The sequence below is a fragment of the Kitasatospora aureofaciens genome (assembly GCF_019192735.1).
GTDB lineage: Bacteria > Actinomycetota > Actinomycetes > Streptomycetales > Streptomycetaceae > Kitasatospora > Kitasatospora aureofaciens_A.
The window spans coordinates 111,566-129,223 of sequence record NZ_JAHTKP010000011.1 but is presented as its reverse complement, the minus strand read 5'-3'; the positions used below and the strand labels follow the sequence as shown (position 1 = coordinate 129,223).

Sequence of the window (17,658 nt, the reverse complement as noted above, 5' to 3'; positions counted from 1 at the left end):
GCCCCGGTGGGAGCGGGCCGCTCACCGGCCCCGAGACCGCGTCGTGCGCGGCTGAGTCTGCTGCCGTGCCCCCGAGTAGGACGGCTGCGGTGACGGCAGGGGTTACGGCCCCGCCGACAGCGGGGCGTGACCGCCTCCGGTGGGGGTCAGCTTTCGGCGAGGATGTGGGACAGCTCCCGGTCGAGGTCGAAGTGGCGGTGTTCGGTGCCGGGGGGCACCGCGGCGTCGGTCCGCTTGAGGAACGACTCAAGCGCCCGGGCCGGGGCCTCCAGCAAGGCTTCTCCTTCCGGAGAGCTCAGTGCGATGCAGACCACCCCTTGCCCGTGGCTGCGCGACGGCCACACCCGGACGTCGCCGGTACCGGTGGGTCGGTGCAGCCCCTCCGCAAGGAGATCTCGGGCGAACACCCACTCCACGGTCTCGTCGGCGCCCGTGTGGAACGTGGCGTGCACGGCGTAGGGGTCGGCGGTGTCGTAGCGCAGGCCCGCGGGGACGGGCAGTGAGGACTCGCTGGACACGATGAGGCGCAGGTGCAGCTCGCAGCTGACCGTGGTGTTCATAAGCGCCATGGCCTTTCGCTCAGTGTGCGCTCGGGGATTCGCACGTCGGCGAACGGACCATCCCACCTCCAAGCCCGATGTAAACCCCTCTGTCCCGATTCGGGGCCGAGTCGTACCCCTTACGGCGCATTGCGTAATCGTCCCGGAGTGCCCGGGTCCGGCATTACCGGGCCACTTCTCGGTTAGTTTCCTGGCATGACTGTGCGAAACGACAAGACGAGCGGGAACACGGGAACGGGTGATGCGGTCAGGCCGGATGACACGGTCGAGGAGACGGGCGTCGACGGCGGCCGCGCGGCCGGCTCGCGGGCTCCCGCGTTCATCCGTCGTTCCCGTCCGCTCCACCTGGCCTGGCAGGTGGCGATCTTCCTGGGCCGGCCTCGCGGTGGTGGTGCTCGGCGTGATTGTGCTGCCGCTGCCGGGACCCGGCTGGGTGGTGATCTTCCTGGGCATGGGCGCTTGGGCCACCGAGTTCGCCCGGGCCCAAGTGGCCCTAAGCCGGACCCGCCGCAAGGTCGCCGAGGCCGCCCGGCGCGCCCTGGACCCGCGGGTGCGCCGCCGCAACCTCACGCTCACCGCGCTCGGACCGGCCGCGCTCGTCGGCATCGGCGGCTGGTACTTCGCGCGGTACGGCCTGATCGTCCCCTGGAAGGGGGACGAGAGCTGAGCCGGTCCGGGAGCGGGGCCTCCGCAGACCGGGTGTTCGGACCACCCTCCGGGATGCGGTAATGTTTTCTCTGCACCCGGGCGATTAGCTCAGCGGGAGAGCACTTCGTTCACACCGAAGGGGTCACTGGTTCGATCCCAGTATCGCCCACCGGAATGCATTGTGATATGTGAGGCCCGGCCGATTATCGGCCGGGCCTCACATGTATTTCCGGATTCCCGCCGGAAGAGTGCCGGAAGAGCGCCATCGGGAATCCGGCTGAGGCTCAGTCATCTTCCGCGCGGAGTGCGAGTTCTGCGGATCTGCCAGGCCCACCCCCGAAGGGGCGAGTTGTACGACCGGCCCCAAATGGTGCTACAGTTCTTCTCGTTGCCCGGGCGATTAGCTCAGCGGGAGAGCACTTCGTTCACACCGAAGGGGTCACTGGTTCGATCCCAGTATCGCCCACCGGACAGCACGCAGGCCCTGATCGGGAAACCGGTCAGGGCCTGCGGCGCGTTCGGCGCCGCATCCGCGGGCCACCGCTACGCCGCCGCCTCGCAGCCGTGCTCCGGCTCCAGCCGCCGGCCGCAGCCGCACCGGGCCGGCCGCAGGGGCCAGGACAGGTCCACCCGCTCCGGCGTTCCCGACCGGTCGAACCAGTGCTGCAGCCCCCGCGCCTGCGCCGCGTGCCAGATCGCCTGCCGCAGGTGCAGCTCCGCCGCCGTCAGTCCGCCCAGCGCCGCCGGGTAGCGGGCCCCGATCGTCCGCGTCAGCGCCAGCGCCGCCGAGGCGTCCGCCGCCGCGTCGTGCGCCCCGGTCAGCTCCACGCCGTAGTGCGCGCACAGGTCGGTGAGCGTCCGGCGGCCCTTGCGGTAGCGGTCGACGTGCTTGTCCAGCACCCGCGGATCCAGCACCACCAGTCCGGCCGCGCCCAGCCCGCCGGCCAGCGTGAGCCTGTGGTGGCGGCGCAACTCCCGGTCCAGCAGCGTCAGATCGTACGGCGCGTTCATCACCACCACCGGCCGCCCGGCCCTGGCCTGCTCGGCCAGGGCGCGGGCTATCTCCGCCACCACCGCCCGGGCCGGACGGCCGTGCGCGAGCACGTGCTCGTCGGTGATGCCGTGCACCGCCCGGGCGCCGTCCGGGATCGGAACCCCGGGATCGGCCAGCCAGGTCGAGGTCTGCACGGGTGCGCCCGGGGCGAGTTGGACGACCAGGGCGGCCGAGACGATCCGGTCGTGTTCGACGTCCACGCCGGTGGTCTCGGTGTCGAAGGAGGCAAGTGGGCCGGTGTACCAGTGCTGCTGCATGACTGCCCCTCAGGCGTGCGTTCCGCGCCCGGTTGATACCCGGTTCTGACGCCCGTTCAACCGTTTGGCGCAGGCCGGGCCGGGGATGCTGGCCTTGGGCCGACAGGCCCAGGGGATGTCCCGTTCGAATCCGGACGGGCCCGGAGCCGGGGGAGGCTACGGGACGATGGCGCTGACACAGCCGCAGCCCGAGGAGGCGGCGGCCGTCCTGCGGGGGAACCTGGCGGTCACGGCCTGCATGGAGACGCTGCAGGTCGGCTATCTGCACGCGGTCGCCGCCGCAGCCGGCTGCTCGCTCTCCCAGCCCTTCCCGGACAACGGCATCGACTGGCAGGTCAGCCACGGCTCCCGGGCGCACGAGGTCGACGACGAGGTCACCATCAAGATCCAGCTCAAGGCGACCCAACAGGTCGCGCCCGGCCCGACCGGCCCGTTCTTCAGCTTCACCCTGGACAACGACCACCTGCGCAAGCTCGCCCGGGCCCGCGTCGCGGTGCCCCGGATCCTGGTCGTGATGCTGCTGCCGCGCCGGGTCGACCGCTGGCTGGAGGCCCGGCCGGACGCGCTCGAACTGCGGCACTGCTGCTACTGGGTCAACCTGGCCGGCCACCCGGTCACCGGGCAGCGGCGCACCAACGTCCGGGTGCCGACCACCAAGGTCTTCGACGACCGCGCGCTCTGCGACATCATGGCCCGGGTCGGCGCGGGCGGCAGCCCGTGACCGCCCGGCCCCGGCAGGGAGGACCAGCCCCCATGACACTGCCGCACGGACCGGGCGACCACGCCCAAGCCCTGCCCGACCCGGCCGCCGTCGACCCGGCGGTGCTCGCCACCCTGCTCGCCCGGCACGGCTGGGTCCGGCGCGGCGGCCCCGCCGCCCGGTACGGCCGCTGGACACCCCCGGACGACGACCCCGGCACCAGCCTGCTCGTCCCCGCCGGGGAAGGCTTCGACGACGCGGTCGACCTCCTCACCGACGCCGTCACCGCGCTCTCCCGCTCGCGCAGCCCGTCCGCCCGCTCCATCCTGCTCGCCCTCGCCGTCCCCGGCGACGAGCTGCGCTGGCGCCGCGAACTGCCCGGGCCGGCCGGCACCACGCCCTGGGAGGACGCCGAACGGCTCCAGGCCGCGGCGCGTGGGATGCTCGCCGCCGGGGCCAAGGCCGGACGGACCACGGCCGCCTACTTCGGCGCCCGGCTGGACACCTGGGCCGGGGACTTCCTGGACCGCGTCCTGGTCGTCGAACAGGGCGCCGGCCTCACCGCCTACACCCCCGCTCCCGAGGGCCGGGCGGCCGTCACCACCCTCGTCCGCGCGCTGGAGGCACTGCGCGACGCGGTCGACTACCGCCGGGTCAGCGGCGGGCCCGAGGCCTTCGAGAACGCCGTCCAGGCCGGGGTCAGCCGGGAGCTCGTCCAGTCCGTCGAGGACCTGGTGCGCGGCGCCACCGCCGCGCAGCTCGCCGTCGCCTGGTCGGCCGCCGCCGGGACCCCGGGCGGCTTCGGCGAGCGCCGGATCGTCCTCGACTTCTCGCCCGGCGACCTGCCCGCCCTGGCCGAGGCCGCCGAACTCCTGGAACGGATCGAGCCCGCCGTCGCCGTCACCGTGGTCGGCGTGGTCGTCCGGCTCAAGCGCGCCGACCCGTCCGGCCCCGGGACCGTCCGCCTGCGGGTGCTCGGCGGCGCCGAGGTCCGCGAGCTGAAGCTCCGGCTGCCCGACCCCGACTACCGGCTTGCCGCCGAGGCCCACCTCGCCGGCCTCCCGGTCCGGGTCAGCGGCCGGCTCGACCGCCACGACGGCTTCCGCCGGCTCACCCGGCCGCGCGGCCTGGAACTCTGCGGCTGGGAGGACGCCGACCGCGAGCGGCTGCTGAAGGGCCTGGAGGAAGGGGGAGAAGGGGCGTAGGGGCTGGAGGTGGACGGTGGGGGTGGGGCGCTCGGTACCATCGTCACGCGCAGCGAAGTGTTGCGTCCTCTAATCCAGCACGTCAGGAGAGACCGGTGACGGACGTCCGGGTAATCATCAGCCGCGAACCCGATCGGGAAGAGCGCGTGGTGACCACGGGCACCACGGCCGCCGAGCTCTTCGCCGACGACCGCTCGATCATCGCCGCCCGCGTCGGCGGCCAGCTCAAGGACCTCGCCTACGCCGTCCAGGACGGCGACGAGGTCGAGCCGGTCGCGATCGACAGCAAGGACGGCCTGGACATCCTGCGCCACTCCACCGCGCACGTCATGGCGCAGGCCGTGCAGCAGCTCTACCCCGAGGCCAAGCTCGGCATCGGCCCGCCGGTCAAGGACGGCTTCTACTACGACTTCGACGTCGAGAAGCCCTTCCACCCCGATGACCTCAAGGCCATCGAGAAGAAGATGCAGGAGATCATCAAGCGCGGGCAGAAGTTCTCCCGCCGCGTGGTCACCGACGAGTCCGCCCGCGAGGAGCTGGCCGCCGAGCCGTACAAGCTGGAGCTGATCGGCCTCAAGGGCTCCGCCGCCACCGCCGGCGAGGGTGCCGACGTCGAGGTCGGCGCCGGCGAGCTCACCATCTACGACAACCTGGACGCCAAGACCGGCGAGCAGTGCTGGGGCGACCTCTGCCGCGGCCCGCACCTGCCCAGCACCCGGCACATCCCGGCGTTCAAGATCATGCGCTCGGCCGCAGCCTACTGGCGCGGGAGCGAGAAGAACCCGCAGTTGCAGCGCCTGTACGGCACCGCGTGGCCGACCAAGGACGAGCTCAAGGCCCACCTCGAATTCCTGGAGGAGGCAGCCAAGCGCGACCACCGCAAGCTCGGCAACGAGCTGGACCTCTTCTCCATCCCCGAGGAGATCGGGTCCGGCCTCGCCGTCTTCCACCCCAAGGGCGGCATCATCCGCCGCACCATGGAGGACTACTCGCGCAAGCGGCACGAGGAAGAGGGCTACGAGTTCGTCTACACCCCGCACGCCACCAAGGGGAAGCTCTTCGAGAAGAGCGGCCACCTCGACTGGTACGCGGACGGTATGTACCCGCCCATGCAGCTCGACGAGGGCGTGGACTACTACCTCAAGCCGATGAACTGCCCGATGCACAACCTGATCTTCGACGCGCGCGGCCGCTCGTACCGTGAACTGCCGCTGCGCCTCTTCGAGTTCGGGACGGTGTACCGCTACGAGAAGTCCGGCGTGGTGCACGGTCTGACCCGCGCCCGCGGCTTCACGCAGGACGACGCGCACATCTACTGCACCCGTGAGCAGATGGCGGACGAGCTCGACTCGACGCTGACCTTCGTGCTGAACCTGCTCCGCGACTACGGTCTGACCGACTTCTACCTGGAGCTGTCGACCAAGGATCCGGAGAAGTACGTCGGCTCGGACGAGACCTGGGAGGAGGCCACCGCGGTCCTCGCCAAGGTGGCCGAGAAGCAGGGCCTTCCGCTGGTTCCGGACCCGGGTGGCGCGGCCTTCTACGGTCCGAAGATCTCCGTCCAGGCGAAGGATGCCATTGGCAGGACCTGGCAGATGTCCACGATTCAGTTGGACTTCAACCTCCCCGAACGTTTCGATCTTGAGTACACGGCGGCGGACGGCTCGCGTCAGCGGCCGGTCATGATCCACCGGGCGTTGTTCGGCAGCATCGAGCGGTTCTTCGCGGTGCTGCTGGAGCACTACGCCGGCGCCATGCCGCCGTGGCTGGCTCCGGTCACCGTGACCGGCATCCCGATCACCGACGAGCACGTGCCGTACCTGCTGGAGGTCGCGGCCGAGCTGAAGAAGCACGGGATCCGGGTCGAGGTGGACACCTCGGACGACCGCATGCAGAAGAAGATCAGGAACGCGCAGAAGTCGAAGGTTCCGTACATGCTCATCGCCGGTAACGACGATGTCACTGCGGGTGCAGTGTCGTTCCGCTACCGCAACGGCGAGCAGAAGAACGGCGTCCCGGTCGCCGAGGCGATTGCGGAGATCGTGGACGCGGTCAAGAACCGCATCCAGGTGTGACGCCGTAGACGGACCACCGCGCGCGGGGCAGGCTCTTGACGAGTCTGCCCCGCGCGGCTTTGCAAGCACCGTCGGGCGAATATGCTGATCAGCATGACGACTGAGCCGGAACTGCAGCGGGGCGTCGGGGAGCCGGACGGCTTCCGCCGCCTGTGGACCCCCCATCGGATGGCGTACATCCAGGGTGAGAACAAGCCCACCGGCCCGGCTCCGGACGACGGTTGCCCGTTCTGCTCGATCCCGTCGCTCAGTGACGAGGACGGGCTGGTCGTCGCCCGCGGCAGCTCCGTGTTCGCGGTGCTGAACCTGTACCCGTACAACGGCGGGCACTTGATGGTGGTCCCGTACCGGCACGTGGCCGACTACACGGACCTGGACGAGGTGGAGACGGCCGAGCTGGCGGTGTTCACCAAGAAGGCGATGACCGCGCTGCGTGCGGCCTCGGGTGCGCACGGGTTCAACATCGGGATGAACCAGGGCGCGGCGGCCGGCGCCGGGATCGCGGCGCACCTGCACCAGCACGTGGTGCCGCGCTGGGGTGGGGACACCAACTTCATGCCGGTGGTCGGGCACACCAAGGTGCTGCCGCAGCTGCTGGCGGACACCCGGAAGATGCTGGCGGAGTCCTGGCCGCAGGACTGAGCAGACGCATGACGAAGGGGCCCGCCACCGTACGTACGGTGGCGGGCCCCTTCGTCATGATCGGGCTCAGCCCGCGTCGAACTGGTCGACCTTGTACGGCCGGGTGCCCTGCGCCTCGGACTTGATGATCGAGGCGCGGTTCTTGAAGAAGCGCTCGGTGTCCAGGTCGTGCTCCTCCAGGAACTCCAGCGTGGCGGAGTGCACCGCGCTGAGCACCGGGACGGAGGCGTTGAGCGCGTTGTCCGTCATGAACCGGCTGCTCCACGGCGGGTTCGCCCAGGCGTGTCGGAAGCCGAAGGGCTCGGGCAGGCCGAGGCCGCCGCCGAGCCAGGCGAGCAGGCCGGGGGCGCGGACGAACGGCGCGCGCAGGGCCTGGCGGACCACCTCGTCGTTGTCGATGAGGGGGAGCTGGACGGTCTTCTCCTCCCAGAACTTGCCGGTCTTCTGGATCGTCTTCTCCTTGGGGGCGGGCTTGTCCCCGAAGAGGCCGTTGACCGGGCCGAGCGCATAGCCGGCGACGGTGACGGTGAGCGTGTTGGCGAGCAGGGTGACCGTGACCGTGAAGGTGATGACCAGCTTGCCGTCGAAGGTGATGAACTGGGTGGCGAGGTAGTGCCGGGCGCCGCCGCCGGAGAACGTCTGCTTGTCGGCGATGGTCTGGACAGCGAACTCGCGCATCCGGTCGCCGTCCATGTCGGCGCCCGAGGGGCGGGAGATCTCGTCGGCCTTCTCGCCGACTTCGAGCACCGCCCACTGCTTGATCGAGAGGTTGGTCATCCCGCTGTTGGCGACCTCGCTGACCGCGAGGGCCTTGAGGTGGGCGGAGATCTTGCGGACCAGGTCCCAGGGGTGGAAGGCGCGGAAGTCGGCGTGGCCCTCGGCCGGGCGCAGCACGTCGACGAGCCGCCATTCGCCCCAGCGCCTTCCGACGCCGAGGATGCCCTTGGGGCCTGCGTAGTGCTGGACGTTGGTCTCCTGCTCGGCCTCCAGGCGGCCGAGTTTGTCGCGCAGGTCGTTGGCCTTCTTGTCGAGGTCGTCGCGGGGGACGGCCTTGGCGACGCTGGCGGCGACGGCGTTGCCCTCGACGAGGGCCTGCCAGCGGTCGCGCAGTTCCTGGGTGGAGCGGAGCACGATGCGCTTGGCGAGGAACCAGCCGGCGACCGGGGCGATCATGGTGATGCGCAGGTAGGTGCCGAGCAGGCCGGCGGCCGGGGGGCGGAGGGCGAGCAGGACGGCGATGGCGCCGGCGGCGAGGAGGGCGAGGCCGCCGTAGACCTCGTTCTGGCGGGACTTGTCCTTGAGGAGCCAGGTGCGGAGGTAGAACGCGGCGAGCCAGATCAGGGTGCCGGGGAGGGCGAGCAGGCCGAAGACGATGGTGATGGTGGTGAGCCGGCGGTCGCGGTTGGCGCGGAACTCCTGGGCGGCGAGGCAGTGTTCGACGATCTGGCGGGTGTCGGTGCCGAAGGAGGGCACGATCGGCTTGCGGGTGGCGCCGAGGGTGCGGGCGATGACGGCGGCGCTGAACGCCTCGCCGAGGTTGGCCTCGAAGAGCTTGAAGTGCGGTTTCTTGTGGGTCGCCGCAGTGACCGCCTTGACGAAGTCCTCGATCTTGCCGTCGCGGTACGCGGCCGAGGAGAGCGCCTGGGTGACGGCGGTCTGCGGGCCGGCGTCGGTCCGGGGTATCTGCGCACCCGGGGTCATGTCGAGTGTGGTCACGGTGGCGTCCCCTCCTCCCCTTGTCAGCGGCAGGTTACCGTGCCGTCGTGGTGCCGCGCGGATGATCGTCTGAAGTACCGTCACGATCGCGCCGCGTAGGTCTGACAGGCATGATGCCCAGGTTCGGGTGGGTCGATACCCGGTGGATCGCCCCCTGTCGGGGTGGTGCACGATGGTCGTAGTGGCGGAGGAAGGGGCCGACGTGAAGGATCCGGTGCTGGTTTTCGACGGGGACTGCGCGTTCTGTTCGTCGTGCGTGGGCTGGGCGGAGCGGTATCTGCGGCAGACGCTGGCGTCGGGGGGCTGGGAGGCGGTGCCGTTCCAGTTCGCGGATCTGGCGGCGCTGGACGCGCGGGCCGGCGGGGTGGGCGAGGTCAGCTGGGAGCGGGCGGAGCGCGAGGTGCTGTGGGTGACGCCGGCGGGCCGGGTGTACGGCGGTGCGCAGGCGGTGGCGCGGCTGCTGATGCGTTCGGGCGGGGCGTGGGCGTTCGCGGGCGGGCTGCTGGCGTTGGCGCCGGTGCGGCCGGTGGCGGGCGTGGTGTACCGCTGGGTGGCGAAGAACCGGCACCGGATGCCGGGGGGTACGCCGGCATGCGCGATGCCGAACCGGGCGCCGGCCCAGTCGGTGTAGCGCTCGGCGCAGGTAGCCGTCAGTCGGTGTAGCGGCCGGCGATCGCGGCGGGCATGGGTTCGTGGCGCAGGTAGGCGCGGCTGAACTCGGCGGTGCCGTGGGTGAGCGAGCGCAGGTCGACGGGGTAGCGGGTGAGTTCGAGCTCGGGCACCTCGGCGCGCAGCAGGGTGAGGCCGGGGCCGCCGGTCTCGGTGCCGAGGACGCGGCCGCGGCGGGCGGAGAGGTCGCCGAGGACGGCGCCGAGGTAGTCGTCGGGCAGCAGGATGCTGACGGCGGCGACGGGTTCGAGGAGCCGGATGACGGCGTGCCCGGCGGCGTCGCGCAGGGCGAGGGCGGCGGCGGTCTGGAAGGACGCGTCGGAGGAGTCGACGGAGTGCGCCTTGCCGTCGGTGAGGGTGACCCGGACGTCGACGAGCGGGTGGCCGGTGGCGACTCCCTTGGCGAGCTGGGCGCGGACGCCCTTCTCGACGGAGGGGATGAAGTGCTTGGGGACGGCGCCGCCGACGACGTGCTCCTGGAACTCGAAGCCGGAGCCGGCCGGGAGGGGTTCGACCTCCAGGTCGCAGATGGCGTACTGGCCGTGGCCGCCGGACTGCTTGACGAGCCGACCGTGGCCGGCGGCGGCGCTGCCGAAGGTCTCGCGGAGGGCGACCTTCGGTTCGACGGTGTCGACGTGGACGCCGTGGCGGGTGCGGAGGCGGTCGAGGACGACCTCGGCGTGGGCCTCGCCGGTGCACCAGAGGACGAGCTGGTGGGTGTCGGGGTTCTGTTCGAGGCGCAGGGCCGGGTCCTCGGCGGTGAGGCGGGCGAGGGCCTGGGAGAGCTTGTCGTCGTCGGCCTTGCTGTGGGCCTCGACGGCGATGGGGAGCAGGGGTTCGGGGAGGATCCAGCCGTCGAGTTCGACGGGGTGGCCGGGGTCGTGGACGGTGTCGCCGGCCCGGGCGGTGGTGAGTTTGGCGGCGCAGACGAGGTCGCCGGCGACGGCGTGCGGGACGGGCCGCTGGAGTTTGCCGAAGGGGCTGGTGAGGGCGGTGACGCGTTCGTCGCCGTTCTGGTCGGCGGTGTGGGCGGGGCCGGCGAGGTGGATGCGGGTGTCGGGGCGCAGGGTGCCGGCGTAGAGGCGCAGCAGGCTGATCCGGCCGACGTAGGCGTCGCCGGTGACGCGGACGACCTGGGCGGCGAGGGGGGCGTCGGGGTCGCAGGCGGGGCCGGGGCGGGTGCGTTCGGTGGGGTCGGGGAAGGTGTGGGTGATGAGGTCGAGGAGTTCGGCGGCGCCGAGGCCGGTCTCGCTGGTGGGGACGGCGGGGTGGAGGGCGCAGGCGATGACTTCGCGGCGCATGCCCTCCTCCAGGGCGGCGGTGTCGAGGGTGTCGCCGGCGAGGTAGCGCTCCATGAGGGTGTCGTCCTGGCCGGAGATGGCTTCGACGAGGCTGTCGCGGGCGGGGGCGGTGTCGGGCAGGGGGGCGGCGTCGCCGTAGGTCTGTCCGGTGAGGAGGTCGACGCTGCCGTCGGGCCGGCCGTCGTGGAGGACGGGGAGGAAGAGCGGGCGGAGGGTGTCGGGGCCGAGGCCGAAGGCGTCGTGGCAGGCGGTGAGGATGTCGTCGAAGCCGGTGCGGGCGAGGTCGAGTTTGGCGACGGCGATGGCGCGGGGGATGCCCTCGGCGGCGCACTCGCGCCAGAGGGCGCGGGTGGGGGCGGTGACCGGGTCGGTGGCGGAGACGACGAAGACGGCGGCGTCGGCGGCGTGCAGGGCGGCGCGCAGGTCGGCGGTGAAGTCGGGGTGGCCGGGCGGGTCGATCAGGTTGATCTTGACGCCGTTCCATTCGAGCGGGAGCAGCGAGAGCTGGACGGAGCGCTGCTGCTGGTGCTCGATGTCCTCGTGGTCGGAGACGGTGGTGCCGTCGGTGACGCGACCGGCCCGGCCGGTGGCGCCGGCGGTGAGGGCGAGGGTTTCGGCGAGGGTGGTCTTGCCCACACCGCTGCAGCCGATGAGGACGACGTTGCGCAGGTCTCGGGGGCCGGTGACGGCGGGTGCCTGGCCGGCTCGGGCCGTGCTGCGGTCGGGCATCGGGGTCTCCTCCCGTCGCGCCGAGGGTGTCTTTCGAAAGTCTAGGGTCGGGTGTCGCCGGGGCGCGTGTCGTACGGGGGGCGGTGACCGTCCGTGTGTGCGGCGTGTCGTTGGCGCGTCGTCGGGCGGTGTGTGCGGCGGAGCGTGTCGTCGGCGTGGCTACGATGGGTGCGCCGGGTGGGCTGATCCGCCCGGCCGTCTGCCGCGCGTACCGCGCCAGGCGGGTACCAGGGAGATCGGAGCGGTCGGGAAGGCCATGCTCAACAAATACGCGCGTGCCTTCTTCACACGTGTTCTGACCCCGTTCGCCGCGTTCCTGATCCGGCTGGGCGTGAGCCCGGACGCCGTGACGCTGATCGGTACCGCCGGCTCGGTGGTCGGTGCGCTGGTGTTCTTCCCGCGGGGGGAGTTCTTCTGGGGCACCATCACGATCACGCTGTTCATCTTCTCGGACCTGGTGGACGGCAACATGGCCCGTCAGCTGGGCCGGAGCACCAAGTGGGGCGCGTTCCTGGACTCCACGCTGGACCGGGTCGCCGATGCGGCGATCTTCGGCGGGCTGGCGATGTGGTACGCGGGCAAGGGTGACAACAACCTGCTGTGCGCGGTGGCGATCGTCTGTCTGGCGAGCGGTCTGGTGGTGTCGTACACGAAGGCGCGGGCGCAGAGCCAGGGGCTGCCGTGCGACGTGTCGGGCCTGGTGGAGCGGGCCGAGCGGCTGGTGGCCAGCCTGGTGGCGGCCGGGGTCGCGGGCCTGCACAAGTTCGGGGTGCCGTACGTGGAGTGGCTGCTGCCGGTGGCGCTGTGGCTGGTCGCGGTGGGCAGCCTGGTGACGGTGCTGCAGCGGATGCTGACCGTGCGCCGCGAGGCGTTCGAGGCCGACCGAGTGGCGGCCGGGAGCTGATGGGGGGCGTCCTGCGGTGACGGACCGACTGGTGTACTGGGCGTACGCGTTGGGCTGGGCGGTGCTGAAGCACCTGCCGGAGCGGGCGGCGCGGGCCCTGTTCGACCGGCTGGCGGACTACGCCTGGCGCAAGCGCGGCAAGCGGGTGCTCCAGCTGGAGGCGAACCTGCGCCGGGTCCGTCCGGGGCTGGACGAGGCGGCGCTGCGGGCGCTGTCCCGGGCCGGGATGCGCTCGTACCTGCGGTACTGGATGGAGTCGTTCCGGCTGCCGGTGTGGAGTCGGGACCGGGTGGCCCGGGACGTCCAGGTGGAGGGTTTCGAGCACCTGCGCGGGGCGCTGGAGGCCGGGCGGGGCGCGGTGATAGCGCTGCCGCACATGGGCAACTGGGACCTCGCGGGCACCTGGGTCGCGCAGCAGGGCTATCCGTTCACGACGGTCGCGGAGCGGCTGAAGCCGGAGCGGCTGTTCGACCGGTTCGTGGCGTTCCGGGAGGGCCAGGGCATGGAGGTCCTGGCGCTGACCGGCAGCGGGACGAACGTGATCGGCACGCTCGCGCGGCGGCTGCGCGAGGGCCGTATGGTCTGCCTGGTGGGGGACCGGGACCTCTCGGAGGCGGGCATCGAGGTGACGTTCTTCGGTGAGGCGACCCGGATGCCGGCCGGCCCGGCGGCGCTGTGTCAGCGGACCGGGGCGGCGCTGCTGCCGGTGACGCTCTGGTACGACGGGCCGGTGCTGCGGGCGCTGATCCACCCCGAGGTGCCGGTGCCGGAGGAGGGCGACCGGAAGACGCGGACGCTGGCGATGACGCAGGCCATGGCGGACGTGTGGGAGCGGGGGATCGCCGAGCACCCCGAGGACTGGCACATGCTGCAGCGCTTCTGGCTGGCCGACCTCCCGGTCCGTGAGACGGTTGGGGAGACGGCCGGGGAGACGATGGGGGAGAAGGCGGGGGAGCGGGTCCCGGAGCGGATCGAGCCCGTGCGGGACGTTCGGGCGGCCGCGCCGGAGCCGGCCGGCGAGCCCGCGGCCGAGGCGTCCGGGTCCTGAACCCGGACTCCTTGCCGTACCGGATCCCTGCCGTACCGGAGCACGCGAAGGAGCATGAGGAACCCGTGAAGATCGGCATCGTCTGCCCGTACGACTGGGACGTCCCCGGTGGGGTGCAGTTCCACATCCGGGACCTGGCCGAGCACCTGATCCGCCTCGGCCACGAGGTGTCGGTGCTGGCGCCCGCCGAGGACGACGACGCGCTGCCGCCGTACGTGGTCTCGGCCGGGCGGGCGGTGGCGGTGCCGTACAACGGGTCGGTGGCACGGCTGAGCTTCGGCATCCTGTCGGCGGCGCGGGTGCGGCGGTGGCTGCACGACGGGCGGTTCGACATCCTGCATGTGCACGAGCCGGCCTCGCCGAGTCTGTCGGTGCTGGCAGCCTGGTCGGCCTCCGGGCCGATGGTGGGGACGTTCCACACCTCGAACCCGCGCTCGCGGGCGATGATCGCGGCCTCGCCGATCCTCCAGCCCGGGCTGGAGAAGATGCGGGCGCGGATCGCGGTGTCGGAGTACGCCCGGCGGACGCTGGTCGAGCACCTGGGCGGCGACGCGGTGGTGATCCCGAACGGCGTGGACGTCGGCTTCTTCGCGGGCGCCGAGCCGGACGAGCGCTGGACGGGCGGCGCGGCGGAGGGCGAGCCGGGCACGATCGGCTTCATCGGCCGGATCAACGAGCCGCGCAAGGGCCTGCCGACGCTGCTGGCGGCGCTGCCGAAGATCCTGGCCGAGCGGCCGGGCGTGCGGCTGCTGGTGGCCGGCAAGGGCGACGAGGAGGAGGCCGTCGCGGGCCTGCCGCCCGAGGTCCGCAAGCAGGTCGAGTTCCTCGGCATGGTGAGCGACCGGGACAAGGCCCGGCTGCTGCGCAGCGTCGACCTGTACGTGGCGCCGAACACCGGCGGCGAGAGCTTCGGGATCATCCTGGTCGAGGCGATGTCGGCGGGCGCGCCGGTGCTGGCCAGCGATCTGGACGCGTTCAAGCAGGTGTTGGACGGCGGGGACGCGGGCGAGCTGTTCCCGGTGGAGGACGCGGACGCGCTTGCGCGTACGGCGCTGCGGCTGCTGGGCGACCCGGGGCGGCTGGAGGAGCTGCGGAAGGCGGCCTCGCGGCACGTGCGGCGGTTCGACTGGTCGACGGTCGGCGCGGACATCCTCGCGGTGTACGAGACGGTGACGGCGGGTGCCGCAGCGGTGGTCGAGGAGGACGTGCGCAGCGGCCGGCGCGGCCGGTTCGGGCTGGCCAGGGACTGATTCCGGCTCCGGGGGTCCGGCGATCGGGCCGGGTGTCGGTGGAGTTAGGGTCGGGCGAACGCACCACGAACCATGGGGGCAACGATGCCGCAGATCTCCGTCGACTACTCGGCCGGCCTGGCCGGCTCCTTCGACCGCCGGGCGCTGGGTCTGGCGATCAACCGGCTCGCGGTGAAGACGATCGACGCGAAGCCGGAGGCGTGCAAGACGCTGTTCCGGGCGAGCGACGAGTTCGTCGTGGGGGAGAGCGCGGGGCCCGACACGCAGGTGCTCGTCGAGTTCCAGATCTTCCCGGGCCGCACGCCGGAGGCGAAGGCCGCGCTCAGCGAGGGCGTCCTGGCGCTGCTGGCCGAGCACATCACGCCGGCGCCCGGCACCCGGCTGTTCACCGCGGTGAACATCGCGGACATCGACCGGGACAGCTACCGCAACGCGGCCGCCCAGGGTTAGGGTCCGTCGGCCCTGGTGCGGATCTTCCCGGCCGGTGACACCCGGTAACGTAGCGGCCCGTGACTACCTGGATCTGGGCCGGCGTGGCCGTGGTGCTGTTCGGCATGTACCTGAGTTGGACGGCCGGCCGGCTGGACCGGCTGCACGCCCGGATCGACGCCGCCCGCGCGGCGCTGGACGCGCAGCTGGTCCGCCGGGCCTCGGTGGCGATGGAGCTGGCCACCTCCTCGCTGCTGGACCCGGCCGCCTCCCTGCTGCTGCTGGACGCGGCGCACGCGGCCCGGCAGGCGGAGGACGAGCAGCGCGAGGTGGCCGAGAGCCAGCTGAGCCTGGCGCTGCGGGCGGTGTTCGCCGAGCCGGAGCAGGTGGCGGTGCTGGTGGCCGAGCCGGGCGGCGAGGAGGCCGTGAAGGACCTGACGGCCGCGGTGCGCCGGGTGCCGATGGCCCGCCGCTTCCACAACGACGCGGTGCGGGCGGCCCGGGCGGTGCGCGAGCACCGGCTGGTGCGCTACTTCCGGTTGGCCGGAAAGGCACCGTTCCCGCTGGCTTTCGAGATGGACGACGCCCCGCCGCCTGCCCTGACGCCCGAGGGCGCACCGGCCTGAAATCCGGCCGGAAACCGACGCACGGATACGGCCTGTTTGTCGCATCCCGTCGGCCGGGCTGGACTTGATGGCGCATGGGTGCGTCAATTCAAGCGCCTACCATAGGGCGATAGCACTGGTTCATCTTCGAGTGAGGTCTCACGTGTCCACCAGCCCCATCACCGCAGACCAGCCGCAGATCGGCACCGCCCGGGTGAAGCGCGGTATGGCCGAGCAGCTCAAGGGCGGTGTGATCATGGACGTGGTCAACGCCGAGCAGGCCAAGATCGCCGAGGACGCCGGCGCGGTCGCCGTCATGGCGCTGGAGCGGGTCCCGGCCGACATCCGCAAGGACGGCGGCGTGGCCCGCATGTCGGACCCGAACATGATCGAGGAGATCATCGCCGCGGTCTCCATCCCGGTGATGGCCAAGTCCCGGATCGGCCACTTCGTCGAGGCCCAGGTCCTGCAGTCGCTCGGCGTCGACTACATCGACGAGTCCGAGGTGCTGACCCCGGCCGACGAGGTCAACCACTCCGACAAGTGGGCCTTCACCACCCCCTTCGTCTGCGGCGCCACCAACCTGGGCGAGGCCCTGCGCCGCATCGCCGAGGGCGCGGCCATGATCCGCTCGAAGGGCGAGGCCGGCACCGGCAACGTCGTCGAGGCGGTCCGCCACCTGCGCCAGATCAAGAACGAGATCGGCCACCTGCGCGCCCTGGACCACAACGAGCTGTACGCCGCCGCCAAGGAGCTGCGCGCCCCGTACGAGCTCGTCAAGGAGGTCGCCGAGCTCGGCAAGCTGCCGGTCGTGCTGTTCTCCGCCGGTGGCGTGGCCACCCCGGCCGACGCCGCGCTGATGCGCCAGCTGGGCGCCGAGGGCGTCTTCGTCGGCTCCGGCATCTTCAAGTCGGGCGACCCGGCCAAGCGCGCCGCCGCCATCGTGAAGGCCACCACCTTCTTCGACGACCCGAAGATCATCGCGGACGCCTCCCGCAACCTCGGCGAGGCCATGGTCGGCATCAACTGCGACACCCTGCCGGAGACCGAGCGCTACGCCAACCGCGGCTGGTAGTCGCCCGCACTCCGAGACGGCCCGCCGCAGCGCCTCGGCGCGCGGCGGGCCGCGCCGCGTACTTCCGTAGAACGATCGAACGAGGTTGAAGACCGTGAGCACTCCAGTCATCGGCGTCCTCGCCCTGCAGGGTGACGTCCGCGAGCACCTGGTCGCGCTGGCCGAGGCAGACGCGCTCGCCCGCCCGGTGCGCCGTGCCGAGGAGCTGGCCGAGGTCGACGCGCTGGTGATCCCCGGCGGGGAGTCCACCACCATGTCCAAGCTGGCGCTGCTGTTCGGCGTGATGGACCCGCTGCGCGAGCGGGTCGCCGCCGGCATGCCGGTGTACGGCACCTGCGCGGGCATGATCATGCTGGCCGACAAGATCCTGGACGGCCGTGACGACCAGGAGACCGTCGGCGGCATCGACATGACCGTGCGCCGCAACGCCTTCGGCCGCCAGAACGAGTCCTTCGAGTCCGGGATCGCCTTCGCGGGCCTGGACGACGCGCCGGTGCACGGCGTGTTCATCCGCGCCCCCTGGGTCGAGGCGGTCGGCGCGGGCGTCGAGGTGCTGGCCGAGCTGCCGGCCGCGGACGGCCCGGACAGCCGGATCGTGGCGGTGCGCCAGGGGAACCTGCTGGCCACGTCCTTCCACCCGGAGCTCACCGGCGACCACCGGGTGCACGCCTACTTCGTACGGATGGTCGAGGAAAGCCTGGGAGAGTAGTCCTCGCTCGCCTCCGGGCGCTCAGGACCCGGCGCCGACGATCCTCCCTCCGCCCTCCCTCCGCCCTCGATGCGCTCGGTTG

Annotated in this window: 16 protein-coding genes, 2 tRNA genes and 1 pseudogene; 15 read left to right on the top strand and 4 right to left on the bottom strand. The window is 71.9% G+C overall.

Annotated features, from left to right (window positions below; genetic code table 11):
- Positions 1-146: 146 nt before the first annotated feature.
- Positions 147-560, bottom strand: coding sequence for an SsgA family sporulation/cell division regulator (locus tag KV557_RS14390; protein ID WP_030056266.1), 414 nt, complete (start codon positions 558-560; stop codon positions 147-149).
- Between the two features lie 195 nt (positions 561-755).
- Between KV557_RS14390 and KV557_RS14385 the strand changes: the two are divergent.
- From KV557_RS14385 to KV557_RS14375, 3 genes and pseudogenes are all read left to right on the top strand, one after another.
- A pseudogene (locus tag KV557_RS14385) lies at positions 756-1,227 on the top strand (TIGR02611 family protein).
- 78 nt (positions 1,228-1,305) lie between these two features.
- Positions 1,306-1,377: transfer RNA gene (locus KV557_RS14380), tRNA-Val, on the top strand.
- A 225-nt stretch (positions 1,378-1,602) separates the two neighbouring features.
- A tRNA-Val gene (locus tag KV557_RS14375) sits at positions 1,603-1,674 on the top strand.
- A 77-nt stretch (positions 1,675-1,751) separates the two neighbouring features.
- Here KV557_RS14375 and KV557_RS14370 read toward each other — a convergent pair.
- Positions 1,752-2,519 carry an exonuclease domain-containing protein gene (locus tag KV557_RS14370; protein ID WP_218200294.1) on the bottom strand — a complete coding sequence of 256 codons (768 nt, stop codon included), beginning with the start codon at positions 2,517-2,519 and terminating at the stop codon, positions 1,752-1,754.
- A 166-nt stretch (positions 2,520-2,685) separates the two neighbouring features.
- On the opposite strand from KV557_RS14370, the gene KV557_RS14365 reads away from it, so the two are divergent.
- From KV557_RS14365 to KV557_RS14350, 4 genes are all read left to right on the top strand, one after another.
- Positions 2,686-3,240, top strand: coding sequence for a DUF4365 domain-containing protein (locus KV557_RS14365; protein WP_218200293.1), 555 nt, complete (start codon positions 2,686-2,688; stop codon positions 3,238-3,240).
- A 32-nt stretch (positions 3,241-3,272) separates the two neighbouring features.
- Entirely contained in the window at positions 3,273-4,424 is a 1,152-nt protein-coding gene (locus tag KV557_RS14360; RefSeq protein ID WP_218200292.1) for a hypothetical protein, read from the top strand.
- Between the two features lie 95 nt (positions 4,425-4,519).
- Entirely contained in the window at positions 4,520-6,499 is a 1,980-nt protein-coding gene (gene thrS / locus KV557_RS14355; protein WP_218200291.1) for a threonine--tRNA ligase, read from the top strand.
- A gap of 81 nt (positions 6,500-6,580) precedes the next feature.
- Positions 6,581-7,141 carry an HIT family protein gene (locus tag KV557_RS14350; protein WP_218200290.1) on the top strand — a complete coding sequence of 187 codons (561 nt, stop codon included), beginning with the start codon at positions 6,581-6,583 and terminating at the stop codon, positions 7,139-7,141.
- A gap of 66 nt (positions 7,142-7,207) precedes the next feature.
- Here the strand turns inward: KV557_RS14350 and KV557_RS14345 are convergent, their stop codons facing one another.
- Positions 7,208-8,857, bottom strand: coding sequence for a hypothetical protein (locus tag KV557_RS14345; protein WP_218200289.1), 1,650 nt, complete (start codon positions 8,855-8,857; stop codon positions 7,208-7,210).
- 181 nt (positions 8,858-9,038) lie between these two features.
- Here KV557_RS14345 and KV557_RS14340 point away from each other — a divergent pair, with 181 nt between their 5' ends.
- Complete coding sequence (locus KV557_RS14340) at positions 9,039-9,488, top strand: thiol-disulfide oxidoreductase DCC family protein (RefSeq protein ID WP_308129891.1); 450 nt, start codon at positions 9,039-9,041, stop codon at positions 9,486-9,488.
- 19 nt (positions 9,489-9,507) lie between these two features.
- Here KV557_RS14340 and KV557_RS14335 read toward each other — a convergent pair whose 3' ends face one another.
- Positions 9,508-11,556, bottom strand: a complete 2,049-nt coding sequence (locus KV557_RS14335) for an elongation factor G-like protein EF-G2 (protein ID WP_218200287.1) — start codon at positions 11,554-11,556, stop codon at positions 9,508-9,510.
- A gap of 256 nt (positions 11,557-11,812) precedes the next feature.
- Here KV557_RS14335 and pgsA point away from each other — a divergent pair, with 256 nt between their 5' ends.
- The 7 genes from pgsA (at position 11,813) to pdxT (ending at position 17,576) form a co-directional block, all read left to right on the top strand.
- Positions 11,813-12,460 carry a phosphatidylinositol phosphate synthase gene (gene pgsA, locus KV557_RS14330; protein ID WP_218200286.1) on the top strand — a complete coding sequence of 216 codons (648 nt, stop codon included), beginning with the start codon at positions 11,813-11,815 and terminating at the stop codon, positions 12,458-12,460.
- 16 nt (positions 12,461-12,476) lie between these two features.
- A complete protein-coding gene (locus KV557_RS14325) occupies positions 12,477-13,508 on the top strand; it encodes a phosphatidylinositol mannoside acyltransferase (RefSeq protein WP_308129890.1) in 1,032 nt (343 codons plus the stop codon).
- A gap of 65 nt (positions 13,509-13,573) precedes the next feature.
- The gene (locus KV557_RS14320) at positions 13,574-14,758 is read left to right on the top strand and encodes a glycosyltransferase family 4 protein (RefSeq protein WP_218200285.1); all 1,185 of its coding nucleotides are present in this window, start codon (positions 13,574-13,576) and stop codon (positions 14,756-14,758) included.
- Positions 14,759-14,842: 84 nt separating this feature from the next.
- Positions 14,843-15,208 (top strand): 5-carboxymethyl-2-hydroxymuconate Delta-isomerase, encoded by a 366-nt coding sequence (locus tag KV557_RS14315; RefSeq protein WP_218200284.1) that lies wholly within the window; start codon positions 14,843-14,845, stop codon positions 15,206-15,208.
- 104 nt (positions 15,209-15,312) lie between these two features.
- Complete coding sequence (locus KV557_RS14310) at positions 15,313-15,813, top strand: hypothetical protein (protein ID WP_218200362.1); 501 nt, start codon at positions 15,313-15,315, stop codon at positions 15,811-15,813.
- A gap of 142 nt (positions 15,814-15,955) precedes the next feature.
- Positions 15,956-16,867: a pyridoxal 5'-phosphate synthase lyase subunit PdxS gene (gene pdxS / locus KV557_RS14305; RefSeq protein ID WP_218200283.1), complete on the top strand. Its 912-nt coding sequence runs from the start codon at positions 15,956-15,958 to the stop codon at positions 16,865-16,867.
- Between the two features lie 94 nt (positions 16,868-16,961).
- A complete protein-coding gene (gene pdxT / locus KV557_RS14300; RefSeq protein WP_218200282.1) occupies positions 16,962-17,576 on the top strand; it encodes a pyridoxal 5'-phosphate synthase glutaminase subunit PdxT in 615 nt (204 codons plus the stop codon).
- Positions 17,577-17,658: the final 82 nt, after the last annotated feature.